The organism is Streptomyces sp. NPDC049837 (assembly GCF_040674455.1).
In the GTDB taxonomy this organism is placed as follows: Bacteria; Actinomycetota; Actinomycetes; order Streptomycetales; family Streptomycetaceae; genus Streptomyces.
Map to the genome: position 1 here is coordinate 40,653 of NZ_JBFAMP010000015.1, position 14,359 is coordinate 55,011.

Annotated in this window: 12 protein-coding genes; 9 read left to right on the top strand and 3 right to left on the bottom strand. The window is 70.8% G+C overall.

What is annotated here, in order from left to right:
• Positions 1 to 2: 2 nt before the first annotated feature.
• The 4 genes from AB0J57_RS31145 to AB0J57_RS31160 are packed head-to-tail and all read left to right on the top strand — an operon-like array spanning position 3 to position 3,101.
• Positions 3 to 257, top strand: a complete 255-nt coding sequence (locus AB0J57_RS31145) for a hypothetical protein (protein ID WP_366131709.1) — start codon at positions 3 to 5, stop codon at positions 255 to 257.
• Positions 254 to 1,669: a replication initiator protein RepSA gene (repSA, locus tag AB0J57_RS31150; RefSeq protein ID WP_366131710.1), complete on the top strand. Its 1,416-nt coding sequence runs from the start codon at positions 254 to 256 to the stop codon at positions 1,667 to 1,669. The genes AB0J57_RS31145 and repSA overlap by 4 nt, the downstream gene beginning before the upstream one ends.
• A gap of 2 nt (positions 1,670 to 1,671) precedes the next feature.
• Complete coding sequence (locus AB0J57_RS31155; RefSeq protein WP_360027661.1) at positions 1,672 to 1,866, top strand: helix-turn-helix domain-containing protein; 195 nt, start codon at positions 1,672 to 1,674, stop codon at positions 1,864 to 1,866.
• Complete coding sequence (locus AB0J57_RS31160) at positions 1,866 to 3,101, top strand: site-specific integrase (RefSeq protein ID WP_366131711.1); 1,236 nt, start codon at positions 1,866 to 1,868, stop codon at positions 3,099 to 3,101. The genes AB0J57_RS31155 and AB0J57_RS31160 overlap by 1 nt, the downstream gene beginning before the upstream one ends.
• Before the next feature lie 23 nt (positions 3,102 to 3,124).
• Here the strand turns inward: AB0J57_RS31160 and AB0J57_RS31165 are convergent, their stop codons facing one another.
• On the bottom strand, positions 3,125 to 3,982 hold the full coding sequence (locus tag AB0J57_RS31165; protein ID WP_366131712.1) for a CAP domain-containing protein: 858 nt from the start codon (positions 3,980 to 3,982) through the stop codon (positions 3,125 to 3,127).
• Positions 3,983 to 4,137: 155 nt separating this feature from the next.
• Here AB0J57_RS31165 and AB0J57_RS31170 point away from each other — a divergent pair, with 155 nt between their 5' ends.
• The 4 genes from AB0J57_RS31170 to AB0J57_RS31185 all read left to right on the top strand — a co-directional run bounded on the left by AB0J57_RS31170 (position 4,138) and on the right by AB0J57_RS31185 (position 10,445).
• Complete coding sequence (locus AB0J57_RS31170) at positions 4,138 to 4,419, top strand: acylphosphatase (protein ID WP_366131713.1); 282 nt, start codon at positions 4,138 to 4,140, stop codon at positions 4,417 to 4,419.
• 410 nt (positions 4,420 to 4,829) lie between these two features.
• On the top strand, positions 4,830 to 5,042 hold the full coding sequence (locus AB0J57_RS31175; protein ID WP_126884705.1) for a hypothetical protein: 213 nt from the start codon (positions 4,830 to 4,832) through the stop codon (positions 5,040 to 5,042).
• 218 nt (positions 5,043 to 5,260) lie between these two features.
• Entirely contained in the window at positions 5,261 to 8,815 is a 3,555-nt protein-coding gene (gene smc / locus AB0J57_RS31180) for a chromosome segregation protein SMC (protein ID WP_366131714.1), read from the top strand.
• A gap of 211 nt (positions 8,816 to 9,026) precedes the next feature.
• Positions 9,027 to 10,445, top strand: coding sequence for a sugar porter family MFS transporter (locus AB0J57_RS31185; RefSeq protein WP_366131715.1), 1,419 nt, complete (start codon positions 9,027 to 9,029; stop codon positions 10,443 to 10,445).
• A 40-nt stretch (positions 10,446 to 10,485) separates the two neighbouring features.
• Here AB0J57_RS31185 and AB0J57_RS31190 read toward each other — a convergent pair whose 3' ends face one another.
• Complete coding sequence (locus AB0J57_RS31190; protein ID WP_366131716.1) at positions 10,486 to 11,466, bottom strand: LLM class flavin-dependent oxidoreductase; 981 nt, start codon at positions 11,464 to 11,466, stop codon at positions 10,486 to 10,488.
• Positions 11,467 to 11,527: 61 nt separating this feature from the next.
• Complete coding sequence (locus tag AB0J57_RS31195; RefSeq protein WP_366131717.1) at positions 11,528 to 12,970, bottom strand: cytosine permease; 1,443 nt, start codon at positions 12,968 to 12,970, stop codon at positions 11,528 to 11,530.
• A gap of 138 nt (positions 12,971 to 13,108) precedes the next feature.
• Between AB0J57_RS31195 and ftsY the strand changes: the two genes are divergently transcribed.
• Complete coding sequence (gene ftsY / locus AB0J57_RS31200; protein ID WP_366131718.1) at positions 13,109 to 14,335, top strand: signal recognition particle-docking protein FtsY; 1,227 nt, start codon at positions 13,109 to 13,111, stop codon at positions 14,333 to 14,335.
• Positions 14,336 to 14,359 lie beyond the last annotated feature (24 nt).

Below are 14,359 nucleotides of genomic sequence, written 5' to 3' on the forward strand. Positions count from 1 at the left end.
TCATGACGGTCGACGACGGATCGGTGACTGGTGTGGTCGACGCGGTGATTCCGTGCGGCTGCACCGATCACCTGTACGGCCACGACGGCGGCTGTGGGTGCCGGATCGTGGAATGGCCGTTCAACGGCGGTCACACCGGCTGGGTGCCGCTCTCCCGTGAGGAGATCCGCCATCTTCCCGAGGACGCGCCTGTGTACCGGGCCTGCCCCGAGCACAACACCGCCGCTCGTCGCCTCGCTCCGGCGGTGGCCGCGTGACCCAGTTCCCCGTCCCCCCGGCCGCCGTTGCTGACGTAGCGGCGGCCGTGGGCACCGACCCCACGACCCTGGCCGACCTGCTGCGGGTGGCCAATACTCCGGGCTTCGACCGGTGGCAGGAGCAGATCCGGCGTACCGGTGGCTGCTCCGATCCGATCCGCCTTCAGGGCTGGACCATCACCAAGGACCGGTCTACCGCCGAGACGCTGTACTCGTACTCGACCGAGTCAGAGCCGGGTGGGCGGCTTCGTGTCGCGTGCGGGAACCGGCGCGCCTCGCGCTGTCCGTCGTGCGCGTGGATGTACGCGGGGGACACCTACCACCTGATCCGCGCTGGGATCACCGGAGACGAGAAGAAGGACGTCCCAGCCACGGTTCGGGATCACCCGCGCGTCTTCGCCACCCTGACCGCCCCGTCCTTCGGGCCCGTGCACAACCGGCCCTCCTCCGGCCGGTGCCGCTGCGGCGTCCAGCATCGTGAGGACGATCCCGCGCTCGGCACCGCGCTCGATCCGGAGCGCTACGACTACGCCGGAGCTGCCCTGTGGAACAACCACGCCGGGCAGCTCTGGCAGCGCTTCACCATCTACCTCCGCCGCGAGATAGCCGCCCGCGCCGGGATCTCTCAGCGGGCCTTGGCCGACGTCTGCAAGGTGGCCTTCGGCAAGGTCGCCGAGTTCCAAAAGCGCGGGGCCGTGCACTTCCACGCGGTCGTACGGCTGGACGGGCCGGACGGTCCCGGCACCGAGCCCCCGGCCTGGGTCACGGTCGCGCTGCTCGATGACGCGATCCGCGCCGCCGCTGCCCGCGTCCGCGTCCTGGTCCCGGCCGCCGGCACCCACCCGGAACGCGAGCTGCGGTGGGGAGCCCAAGTCGACGTCCAGCCCATCGGCGGCCTGGCCGACGACGAACTGACCGAGCAAGCCGTAGCCGCCTACGTCGCCAAGTACGCCACCAAGGCCGCCGAGACCACCGGCACCATCGACCGCCGCATCGGCGAGCTGGCCGAGCTGGACCGGATCGACCTGCCCGACCACACCCGCCGCCTCATCGAAGCCTGCTGGCACCTGAACGACGCCTACCCGGACCGGCTGCTGGCCCACTGGTCGCACATGCTCGGCTTCCGAGGACACTTCTCCACCAAGTCCCGCGCCTACTCCACCACCCTCGGCGCGCTCCGCCAGGTCCGCGCCGACTACCGCGCCCGCCAGGAACGCCAGGCCCGAGGACTGCCCGAGGACCTCGACGACGCGGAGAGCTCCACGCTGGTGCTCGCCCACTGGACCTACGCCGGGCACGGCCACACCCCCGGCGAGTCCTGGCTCGCCCAGACCATCGCCCGGGACATCAGGCAGGGCCGTGAGATCGCGCGCGAAGTGAAAGCCGAACTGGACACCGAGGGCGAGTGGTGACCATGAAGCGACCGCTGCCCGAGCGCTATCTGACGCCCACAGATCTCGCCGATCTGCTCGGTGTGCCGATCGAGACCGTGTACCAGTGGCGCCGTAAGCGCACCGGTCCGCGCGGCTTTCGCGTCGGTCGGCACCTCCGCTACGACCCCGAAGACGTTCGCGCCTGGGTTGAGTCGCTCATGGAAGGGGCCGCCTGATGGCCGGACACGTTCAAGATCGCTGGTACAAGACGACGACCTGTCCTGACGGCAAGTCCGTCAAGGTCAAGAGCGACCGCTTCGGCGTCGGCATGCGCTACCGCGCCCGCTACATCGGGCCGGACGGCACGGAGAAGAGCAAGAGCTTCCCGGACAAGCAGAAGCGCAAGGCCGAGACCTGGCTGGCCAGCATCGAAGCCGACATGTCACGTGGCGACTACATCGCGCCCGAGGCAGGCAAGGTGACCTTCGAGCAGTACGCCACCCAGTGGATCGGAACCCAGATAACGGACCCGGCCACACGCGAATCCGTCGAGATGCGGTTACGACTCCACGCCATACCGCACCTTGGAAAGCGGCCCTTGGGCTCGTTCAACCCGACGCACCTTCGTCTCTGGATGCGGGCGCTTGAAGAAGCTGGCCTCTCGGCGGCCTACCGACGCAGCATCTTCGCCCACGTCTCGACGGTGTTCACCGCTGCCGTTGAGGACCGGATCATCAGGGCGAACCCGTGCAGCGCCCGGTCCGTCAAGGCTCCGCGGCTCGATCCCCGCAAGGTCAAGCCCTGGCCTGCGGAGCGTGTGATGGCGGTCCGAGCGGCCCTGCCCGAGCGGTACCAAGGACTGGTGGACCCGGCTGCTGGCTGCGGCCTGCGTCAGGGTGAGGTGTTCGGCCTGGCCGTTGAGGACGTCGACTTCCTCGGCGGCCTGGTCCATGTGGTCCGGCAGGTGAAGCTGCTGCGCAATCGACCCGTGTTCGCGCCGCCGAAGGGCGGCAAAGAGCGGGACGTCCCTCTCCCCGAGTCCATAGCTTTTGCGCTCGCCGGTCACCTGACGCGCTTCCCGGCCGCTGAGGTGACTCTGCCCTGGAAGACCTTGGACGGCCCTCCGTTCACTGCCGCCCTCATCTTCCGAAGCCCTGAGGGGCTGGCCCTCAACCGCAACCGGTTCAACGACCGTGAGTGGCGCCCAGCTCTCCGCGCTGCCGGCATACCCACGGGGCGGGACAACGGCATGCACGCGCTACGGCACTTCTACGCATCCGTACTGCTCGACGCGGGCGAGAGCATCAAGGCTCTCAGCGAATACCTGGGCCATCACGATCCCGGCTTCACGCTGCGGACGTACACGCACCTGATGCCGTCCAGCCAGACCCGTACACGGGCCGCCGTGGATGCGGTCTTCGGGTCCGCAAGGGCTACGGATGACGGCCCGGAGACGGCCCAGCAGGGCTGATAGCGCTCTGACCAGCGCTTATCTCAAAAGCCGAAGTTCTGCGTCCACCAGGGGCCGCCCTCGGCGAAGTGCACTCCCACGCCGAGCCGGGTGTAGTCGCAGTTGAGGATGTTGGCGCGGTGGCCGTCGCTGTTCATCCAGGACTCCATCACGGCCTCGGCGTCGGCCTGGCCGCGGGCGATGTTCTCCGCGGCGAGTCCCTGGACGCCCGCCTTGGCGGCGCGGTCCCAGGGCGTCGCCCCGTCGGGGTCGGTGTGGGAGAAGAAGCCGCGCTCGGCCATGTCCTCGCTGTGCGCGCCGGCCAGCGCCGCGAGACCGCGGGAGGCCTGGACCGGGCTGCACCCCACCTTGGCGCGCTCGGCGTTGACGAGGCTGAGCACCGCGGCCTCGGCGGCCTCCTCACGGCCGGTGTCGGCGGCGGCAGCGGCGGAGGAGGGGACGGAGGGCGTGGCGGGGGCCGGGACCGACGGGGCCTTGGGGCGCTCGACGGTCCGCTCCGGCGTGGGCGTCGCGGTCTTGGCGGCCGTCTTCTTCGGGGCCGGTGCCGGGGCCTTCGTCTTCTTCGGCGGTGCGGAGGAGGACGGCTTGGACGGCGTCGGCGAGGGGGCCTTGGAGGGGGCGAGCGTCCGCTCGGCGCTCCGGCTCGCGGCCGTCGAGGGGCGCTCGGTGGGAGTGGCGCTGGAGCCGCCCTGGGTGTTCAGGTCGGGGGAGCTTCCGGCGTGTACGCGCTCGTTCGAGCCGCTGCCGCCGATGGTGAAGGTGTCGCCACCGGGCAGCAGGCCGGAGGCCACGGCGACGGCGCCGACCGCCATCGCGGCGGAGGCGCCGAGCAGCCCGGTGCGTACGGGCACCGCGGCCCGCTTCTTCCGGTGGCGTCCCATCTGCTGTGCCTTCCTGCTTCGACGTCTGGTCAGGACATCAAGGTCACTCGGTCACTCACTCGCCCGAACGGGTGAGGCTCATTTCGTCGGGACTGTACGCCATGACGCGTGGGGGAGAAGTGCTCCGAGTGCAATTGGCCGGTTAGCGTGCAGCCATGAACGAAGACGCACGGCTCACCGCCTGGGTACGCGGCCGAGTGCAGGGAGTGGGCTTCCGCTGGTTCACCAGGGCAAACGCCCTGGAGATCGGAAGCCTCACCGGGTTCGCCCTCAATCTGGAGGACGGCAGGGTGCAGGTCGTGGCCGAGGGCCCGAGTGAGAATTGCCACCGTTTGCTGGAGTGGCTTCGCTCGGGCGACACACCCGGGCACGTCGACGGCGTCACCGAGATCTGGGACAACCCCCGCGGCGGCTACGACGGCTTCGAGGTCCGCTGACGATCTTGGTCCGGCGCCGGTCACGGCCGGTGGGCCGGGGGTCCGCGGAACTGCCGTGGGCATGTGCGTACGGCAGAAATGGCCTGGTGGTTGCCAAGAACCGCTTGTCATGCCAGGCTGCGCGGGTAAGGGTGATCCAAAGGATCCCCGAGTACCGTCTCCACGCCCCTGGGCACCGCAGAGAGAGGCGCCGCCGCACGATCCGCGGCCGCAGCCCCCGGTTGCCCCTTGATGCGGGGCGTGATCGTGTTGACCGTCAAACTTTTTGGTGAGACTCTGGAAGCCCCGCGCACCTTAGCTGTTTGGCAGTGAGAACCGCAGCGGCACCAAGCACTGCCGGACACCGCGGGTGCGAACCCTCACGACCCACACCGCTTCGGTCGGTCACTCAGTGTGGAGGACCAAAAGTCATGGCAAAGGCGCTTCTCGGTTATGTCGGCGGTTCCGACCCGCGACTTCTCGCCGAGATGCGACGGCTTCAGCAGCGCGTCCAGGACCTCGAGTCCGAGCTCGTACGGATTCAGTCCGAGAACGATGCGCTGAACGCGGCCGCCGCACACAGCGAGTCGTTGCTCGACGGCATCGACATCGACGTACCCAAGGCGGAGCCTGCGCTCACCTGATCCCAGCCCCCGTCGGCAAGCCCGTATCGCCACCGCATCGGCACGTGACGGTCACGGGCAGGGTGAGAAACACTCTCGCGAGATATGCAAGGGACGCTTCGGCGTCCCTTCTTCTTTTCCTCCCCGGCCACAATGTGATCTTCCACCTGATCCTTAACCTCTGATGTGCCCTGCACATTCATGGGTCAAACGGGAAGCGGCAGGTAGAGTCCGGGGGCGTGCACCTCAAGGCCCTGACCCTGCGCGGCTTCAAGTCGTTCGCCTCCGCCACCACCCTCCGGTTCGAACCGGGAATCACGTGCGTCGTGGGACCGAACGGCTCGGGCAAGTCCAATGTGGTGGACGCCCTCTCCTGGGTCATGGGGGAACAGGGAGCCAAGTCGCTGCGCGGCGGCAAGATGGAGGACGTCATCTTCGCCGGGACGACCGGCAGGCCACCGCTGGGCCGCGCCGAGGTCTCCCTCACGATCGACAACTCCGACGGCGCGCTGCCCATCGACTACGCCGAAGTCACCATTACCCGGATCATGTTCCGCGGCGGCAGCAGCGAATACCAGATCAACGGCGACACCTGCCGGCTGCTCGATATCCAAGATCTGCTCAGCGACTCCGGTATCGGCCGCGAAATGCACGTCATCGTCGGGCAGGGCCAGCTCGACTCCGTCCTGCACGCCGACCCGATGGGCCGCCGGGCGTTCATCGAGGAGGCCGCCGGCGTCCTCAAGCACCGCAAGCGCAAGGAGAAGGCGCTGCGCAAGCTGGACGCGATGCAGGCCAACCTCGCGCGCGTGCAGGACCTCACCGACGAGCTGCGCCGCCAGCTCAAGCCGCTCGGGCGGCAGGCGGCGGTGGCGCGGCGGGCCGCCGTCATCCAGGCCGACCTGCGTGACGCCCGGCTGCGGCTGCTCGCCGACGATCTCGTACGCCTCCAGGAGGCACTGAAGGCCGAGATCGCCGACGAGGCCGCGCTGAAGGAGCGCAAGGAGCGGGCCGAGGCCGAGCTGAAGGCCGCCCTCGCACGGGAGGCGGAGCTGGAGGACGAGGTGCGGCGCCTCGCGCCCAGGCTCCAGCGCGCCCAGCAGACCTGGTACGAGCTGTCGCAGCTCGCCGAGCGGGTGCGCGGCACGATCTCGCTGGCCGACGCGCGCGTGAAGAGCGCCACCGCCCCGCCGGTGGAGGAGCGGCGCGGCCGCGACCCCGAGGACCTGGAGCGGGAGGCCGCCCGCATCCGCGAGCAGGAGGCCGAGCTGGAAGCCGCGCTGGAGGCGGCCGAGCGGGCCCTGGAGGACACCGTCGCCCACCGCGCCGAGCTGGAGCGGGAACTCGCGGTGGAGGAGCGGCGCCTGAAGGACGTGGCCCGGGCGATCGCCGACCGCCGCGAGGGCCTGACCCGGCTGAGCGGACAGGTGGGCGCCGCACGCTCGCGTGCCGCCTCCGCGCAGGCCGAGATCGACCGCCTGGCCGCCGCCCGCGACGAGGCACAGGAGCGGGCGGTCGCCGCGCAGGAGGAGTACGAGGCGCTCAAGGCGGAGGTCGACGGGCTGGACGCGGGCGACGCCGAGCTGGCCGACCTCCACGAGGCCGCCAAGCGCGAGCTGGCCGACGCCGAGGCCGCCCTGAGCGCCGCCCGGGAGGCCGCCACCGCGGCGGAGCGGAAGCGGGCCGCGACCCAGGCCCGGCACGAGGCCCTGGCGCTGGGCCTGCGCCGCAAGGACGGGACGGGCGCGCTGCTGGCCGCCACCGACCGCCTGGCCGGCCTGCTGGGCCCGGCCGCCGAACTGCTCACCGTGACGCCCGGGTACGAGGTGCCGGTCGCCGCCGCCCTGGGCGCGGCCGCCGACGCCATCGCGGTACGGGACCCGGCGACGGCCGCCGAGGCGATCCGGCTGCTGCGCAAGCAGGACGCGGGGCGCGCGGCCCTGCTGCTGGGCGGGCTGCCGGGCGGCGCCGAGGGCGACGTACGCGAAGAGGGCCGGACGTACGCCGTGGACCTGGTGCGCGGGCCGGAGGAGCTGATGCCCGCCGTGCGGCGCCTGCTGCGGGACGTCGTGGTCGTCGCCACCCTGGAGGACGCCGAGGACCTGGTGTACGCCCGCCCCGGGCTCGTGGCCGTCACCGCCGAGGGGGACCTCCTCGGGGCGCACTTCGCGCAGGGCGGGTCGGCCGGGGCGCCCAGCCTGCTGGAGGTGCAGGCGTCCGTCGACGAGGCCGCCGCCGAGCTGGCCGAGCTGGCCGTACGGTGCGAGGAGCTCGCCGCCGCGCAGACGGAGGCCACCGAGCGCCGCCGTGCCTCGGCCGCGCGGGTCGAGGAGCTGGCCGAGCGGCGCCGGGCGGCCGACCGGGAGAAGTCCTCCGTCGCGCAGGCCCTCGGGCGGCTCGCCGGGCAGGCACGCGGCGCCGCGGGCGAGGCCGAGCGGACCGCCGCCGCGGCCGCCCGCGCCCAGGAGGCCCTGGAGAGGGCCACCGAGGAGGCCGAGGAGCTGGCCGAGCGGCTGGCGGTCGCGGAGGAGACTCCGGCCGAGGAGGAGCCCGACACCTCGGTGCGCGACCGGCTCGCCGCCGACGGCGCCAACGCCCGCCAGACCGAGATGGAGGCCCGCCTCCAGGTCCGTACGCACGAGGAGCGGGTCAAGGGCCTGGCCGGCCGCGCCGACGCCCTCGACCGGGCCGCCCGCGCCGAACGGGAGGCACGCGCGCGTGCCGAGCAGCGCCGCGCCCGGTTGCGCCACGAGGCCGAGGTCGCCACGGCCGTCGCGTCCGGCGCCCGCCAGCTCCTCGCGCACGTCGAGGTGTCGGTGGTGCGGGCGGAGCGGGAGCGGGCGGCCGCCGAGGCGGCCAAGGCGGCGCGCGAGCAGGACCTGGCGGCGGCCCGCGCCCGGGGCCGGGACCTGAAGGCCGAGCTGGACAAGCTGACGGACTCGGTGCACCGGGGCGAGGTGCTGGGCGCCGAGAAGCGGTTGCGCATCGAGCAGTTGGAGACCAAGGCGCTGGAGGAGCTGGGCGTGGAGCCGGCCGGGCTGGTGGCCGAGTACGGGCCGGACCAGCCCGTTCCGCCGTCCCCGCCCGCCGAGGGGGAGGAGCTGCCGGACGACCCGGACCACCCCCGTAACCAGCCGAGACGTTTCGTCCGCGCCGAGCAGGAAAAGCGCCTGAAGTCGGCCGAACGGGCGTACCAGCAGCTCGGGAAGGTGAATCCGCTGGCGCTGGAGGAGTTCGCGGCGCTGGAGGAGCGCCACCAGTTCCTCTCCGAGCAGTTGGAGGACCTGAAGAAGACCCGTGCCGATCTTCTTCAGGTGGTGAAGGAGGTGGACGAACGCGTCGAGCAGGTCTTCACGGAGGCGTACCGAGACACGGCCCGGGAGTTCGAGGGTGTCTTCGCCCGGCTCTTCCCGGGCGGCGAGGGACGCCTCGTCCTGACCGACCCCGACAACATGCTCACCACGGGCGTGGACGTCGAGGCGCGCCCGCCGGGGAAGAAGGTCAAGCGGCTGTCGCTGCTGTCCGGCGGGGAGCGGTCGCTGACGGCCGTGGCCATGCTCGTGTCGATCTTCAAGGCGCGGCCGAGCCCGTTCTACGTGATGGACGAGGTCGAGGCGGCGCTCGACGACACCAACCTCCAGCGGCTGATCCGGATCATGCAGGAGCTCCAGGAGAGCTCCCAGCTCATCGTGATCACCCACCAGAAGCGGACCATGGAGGTCGCGGACGCGCTCTACGGCGTGTCCATGCAGGGGGACGGCGTCTCGAAGGTCATCAGCCAGCGCCTCCGCTGAGCTGCCCCAGGGCAACAGCTTCAAGTACTGAACGCAAGGCAACACGCCGTAGGTCCAGATTCATCGACCAAAGACTCTTGACTTCGAAACTTGAAGGAATAGTCTCTGCAACGTTGCTTTTACCTTCAAGTGGTGGGCGGCGTGAAGTTGTGCGCCACTTGAAGGGCTCGCCCCCCATGCCCGGCGACGGCGCCGGGTACCAGGAGTTCACGTGACCAGCACAGCGCAGCCGCCGGCGTCGGGGGCCCGAGAGGCCCATCCCGACCACCTCGGCCATGTCATCTTCATCACGGCGGCCGCCGCGATGGGCGGATTCCTCTTCGGCTACGACAGCTCCGTCATCAATGGCGCCGTCGAGGCCATCCGCCACCGGTACGAGATCGGCTCCGGCACCCTCGCCCAGGTCATCGCCATCGCCCTGATCGGCTGCGCCATCGGCGCCGCGACCGCCGGCCGGATCGCCGACCGCATCGGCCGCATCCGCTGCATGCAGATCGCCGCCGTGCTGTTCACCGTCAGCGCCGTCGGTTCCGCCCTGCCGTTCGCCCTCTGGGACCTCGCCATGTGGCGCGTGGTCGGCGGCTTCGCCATCGGCATGGCGTCGGTGATCGGCCCCGCGTACATCGCCGAGGTCGCCCCCGCCGCCTACCGCGGCCGGCTCGGCTCCTTCCAGCAGGCCGCCATCGTCGTGGGCATCGCCGTCTCCCAGCTCGTCAACTGGGCCATCCTCAACATGGCCGACGGCGACCAGCGCGGCGAGATCGCCGGCCTGGAGGCCTGGCAGTGGATGCTCGGCGTCATGGTCGTCCCCGCCGTGCTGTACGGCCTGCTCTCCTTCGCGATCCCCGAGTCGCCCCGCTTCCTGATCTCCGTGGGCCGTCACGACAAGGCCCGGGAGGTCCTCTCCGAGGTCGAGGGCAAGGGCGTCGACCTGGACGCGCGCGTGGCCGAGATCGAGACCGCCATGCGCCGCGAGCACAAGTCGACCTTCCGCGACCTGCTCGGCAGCCGCTTCGGCTTCCTGCCGATCGTCTGGGTCGGTATCGGCCTGTCCGTCTTCCAGCAGCTCGTCGGCATCAACGTCGCGTTCTACTACTCCTCGACGCTGTGGCAGTCGGTCGGCGTCAACCCGGAGAGCTCGTTCTTCTACTCGTTCACCACGTCGATCATCAACATCGTCGGCACCGTGATCGCGATGGTCCTGGTGGACCGGGTCGGTCGTAAGCCGCTCGCCCTGGTGGGCTCCGCCGGTATGGCGCTCGCCCTCGCCTTCGAGGCCTGGGCCTTCTCCGCCGACCTCGTCGACGGCAAACTGCCCGCCACCCAGGGCATCGTCGCCCTGGTCGCCGCCCACCTCTTCGTGCTCTTCTTCGCCCTCTCCTGGGGCGTGGTGGTCTGGGTGTTCCTCGGCGAGATGTTCCCCAACCGCATCCGCGCCGCCGCACTCGGCGTCGCCGCCTCCGCGCAGTGGATCGCCAACTGGGCCATCACCGCGAGCTTCCCGTCCCTGGCCGACTGGAACCTCTCCGGTACGTACGTCATCTACACGGTCTTCGCCGTGCTCTCCATCCCCTTCGTGCTCAAGTACGTGAAGGAGACCAAGGGCAAGGCGTTGGAGGAGATGGGCTAATCCCCGCTGCCCCTCTCCTCGATACGAAAACTGCCCCGGTTCAGGCCCCGACGGCCTTGAGCCGGGGCAGTACGTGTTCGCCCAGCAGATGCAGGGAACGCCACCCCTCGTCCACCGGCATACCCCCACAAAGAGGGTGGAGTACGAGGCTGTCGGCGCCCAGCGCCAGGCACTCCTCGGGCGTCACCACCCGGTACACCCCCTCCGCCCGCAGCTCCTGCACCGTCGTCGCCCGCGACCGCACCGCCGAGCGGACCGCCCCCGACTGCCAGGACGCGTACGTCCGCGCCTCGTGCAGGAAGTGCTCCCCGTGCTCCGCCCAGGTGCGGTCCGGGTCCTCCGACAGGTGCAGCAGCGGCACCGACGCGGCCGGCATCATGCAGAAGCCCTCCGTCCCGTACGCGGCGCGCTGTTCGTGGTAGTACGCCTCCAGCTCCGGCAGGTGCGCGCTCGGGAAGAACGGCAGGCCCAGGCGGGCGGCGCGGCGGGCGGCCGGCCGGGACGAACCGCCCACCAGCAGCAGCGGACGCGGCCGCGTGTACGGGCGCGGGGTGACCCGTACCGTACGCCCCTGGTACGTGAACTCCTCGCCGGTCCACGCCCTCAGCACCGTCTCCAGCAGCAGGTCCTGGAGCTCGCCGCGCCTGCCCCAGTCGACGCCGTGCGCCGCGTACTCCTCCGGCCGGTAGCCGATCCCCGCCACCGTCACCAGCCGCCCCTTCGACAGCAGGTCCAGCACGGCGACCTCCTCGGCCAGCCGCAGCGGGTCGTGCAGCGGGCCGATCACCGCCGAGACGGTGACCGAGATCCGGCGGGTCGCCCCGAAGACCGCGCCGGCGAAGACGAAGGGGGAGGGCAGCCAGTTGTTCGCGGCGCCGTGGTGCTCCTCCGTCTGGATGGTGTCCACGCCTATGCCGTCGGCGTACGCGGCCATCTCCAGCGCCGCCCGGTAGCGGTCGGAGAGCGCCTCGGGGGTCGCCCCGGGCGCGACGAGGTTGAACCGGACCACTGTGAAGGCCATGAGAAGTCCCCCTCCGCCGGACGACTGAACGCGGCGAAGGGGGACGTTAGCTGACGTGACGTCAGATGGAAACAGTGACGGCTTCCGGCTCGGAAGCAGCCGTGCCGGCTGCCTGGGCCGTACGCGGCAGCACGGCGTACAGCACCGCCGCCACCACGATCGTCACCAGCCAGCCCAGACCGTTCGCGCCGATCCACGAACCCGCGAGCGGGCCGGCGAACCAGTCGACCTTCGTGAACAGCAGGCCCACCACCAGCGCCACGCCCCACGCGGCCATGGCCTGCCACGCGAAACCGCCCCGGTACCAGTAGGCGCTCGTCCGCGTGGTGTCCATCAGCGCCGCACCGTCGTACGACGTCCGCCGCAGCATGTCCACGCCGAACACCCCGATCCACGCCGAGAACGCCACCGCCAGCAGCGTCAGGAACGAGATGAACGAGCCGATGAAGCTGGTCGCCACCACCATCAGCAGGAAACCGAAGACCAGGCTGATCACCGCGTTCACGCTGACCGCCCAGGCGCGCGGCACGTTGATGCCCAGCGTCTGCGCGGTGAACCCGGCCGAGTACATCGACATCGAGTTGATCAGCAGCATGCCGATCAGCGCGATCACCAGGTACGGCACCGAGATCCACGCCGGCAGCAGCTCACCGATGAACGACACCGGGTCCTGCGCGGACGCCAGGCTCGGCGTCGACACCGCCATCACCGCGCCCATCAGCACCATCGGCAGCACCACGATCCCGGCTCCGCCGACCGTGGAGGCGACCATCGCCCTGGACGACGCCGTACGCGGCAGATAGCGGGTGAAGTCGGGGCCGGAGGGCACCCAGCTGATGCCGCCCGCCGCGATCGTGCCGATGCCCGCGATCATCATCGCCGTCGAACCGGCCGGCTTGGCGAAGACCGCGCTCCAGTCGGTGTTGGCGACCAGATAGACCAGGACGAGGACCGAGAACGCGCCGAAGAGATACGTCGACCACTTCGAGCACACGCGCAGCGCGTTGATGCCGAGCCCCGAGACCAGGAAGGTCGCCGCCACGAAGAGGAGCAGGGTGACGATGATCAGCGGGGTGTTGCTCTTGATGCCGAAGAGCAGATCGAGAACGGTGAGCACGGCGTACGCGCCCGTGACCGCGTTGATCGTCTCCCAGCCCCAGCGGGCCACCCAGATCAGCGTCCCGGGGAACAGGTTCCCGCGCTGGCCGAACACCGCCCGGGACAGCGCCATGCCGGGCGAACCGCCGCGCTTGCCCGCGATCGAGATCACACCCACGATCCCGTACGAGAGGACCGGCGCGGCGATCGCGACGGTCAGCACCTGCCAGAAGTTCAGGCCGTTGAAGACGATCAGGCCGGCGCCCATGGTGAGCAGCAGCACACTGATGTTCGCCGCGACCCAGGTGGGGAACAGCTCCCGGATGTGACCGGTGCGCTCGGCATCGGGGACGGGCTCGAGACCGCGGGTCTCTATCGCGCCTTCGGATTCGGAGGCGTGGGGCATGGATCAGCTCCGTGCGGGAAGAGGGGGATTCCCCGCATCGTACGTTCCTGTCCATAAAGGTCCAAACAGGGGCCTTGGTCCCGAGTGCATGCTCCGAGACCGCTCGACGGGGCGGTCGTGGCCGATACTGGACGGGTTATGGAAATCGTCATCCTTGCTGTAGTCATCGCTCTGGTCGCGGTCGGCGCGATCAGCGGCCTCGTGGTCAGCAGCCGCAAGAAGAAGAAGCTGCCGCCGCCCCAGGCGCCGTCGAGCACGCCGACCATCACCGCTCCGCCCGCCGAGCCGCACGTCGGCGAGGAGGCGGAGACACCGCGGGAGGAACCGCGCCGCACCATCGAGGAGGTGGACCTCCCGACGGCCGAAGAGGCCCTGGAGGCCCCCGCCGCCGTCGAGGACCCGCTCGTCGCGGCCCCGCCCGCGCCCGAGATCGAGGTCCCGGAGCCGACCGCCGGCCGGCTGGTCCGGCTGCGCGCCCGGCTCGCCCGGTCGCAGAACAGCCTCGGCAAGGGCCTGCTGACCCTGCTGTCGCGCGAGCACCTCGACGAGGACACCTGGGAGGAGATCGAGGACACCCTCCTCACCGCCGACGTCGGCGTCACGCCGACCCAGGAGCTGGTGGAGCGGCTGCGCGAGCGCGTGAAGGTGCTCGGTACGCGTACGCCCGAGGAGCTGCGCACCCTGCTGCGCGAGGAGCTGCTCACCCTGGTCGGCACCGACCTGGACCGCACGGTCCACACGGAGAGCGACCTGGACACCCCGGGCATCGTCATGGTCGTCGGCGTCAACGGCACCGGAAAGACCACGACCACCGGCAAGCTGGCGCGGGTGCTGGTCGCCGACGGCAAGTCGGTCGTGCTCGGCGCGGCCGACACGTTCCGCGCGGCGGCCGCGGACCAGCTCCAGACCTGGGGCGAGCGGGTCGGCGCGCGCACGGTGCGCGGTCCGGAGGCGGGCGACCCGGCGTCGGTCGCCTATGACGCGGTGAAGGAAGGTATCGCCGAGGGCGCCGACGTGGTGCTCATCGACACGGCGGGCCGGCTGCACACCAAGACGGGTCTGATGGACGAGCTCGGCAAGGTCAAGCGCGTCGTCGAGAAGCACGGCCCGCTGGACGAGGTCCTGCTCGTCCTGGACGCCACGACCGGCCAGAACGGGCTGGTCCAGGCGCGGGTCTTCGCCGAGGTCGTCGACATCACCGGCATCGTGCTCACCAAGCTGGACGGCACGGCCAAGGGTGGCATCGTCGTCGCGGTCCAGCGGGAGCTGGGCGTCCCGGTGAAGCTGGTCGGCCTGGGCGAGGGCCCGGACGACCTGGCCCCCTTCGAGCCGGAGGCCTTCGTCGACGCCCTGATCGGGGACTGACGCGGCGGTACGGACGCCATCGGC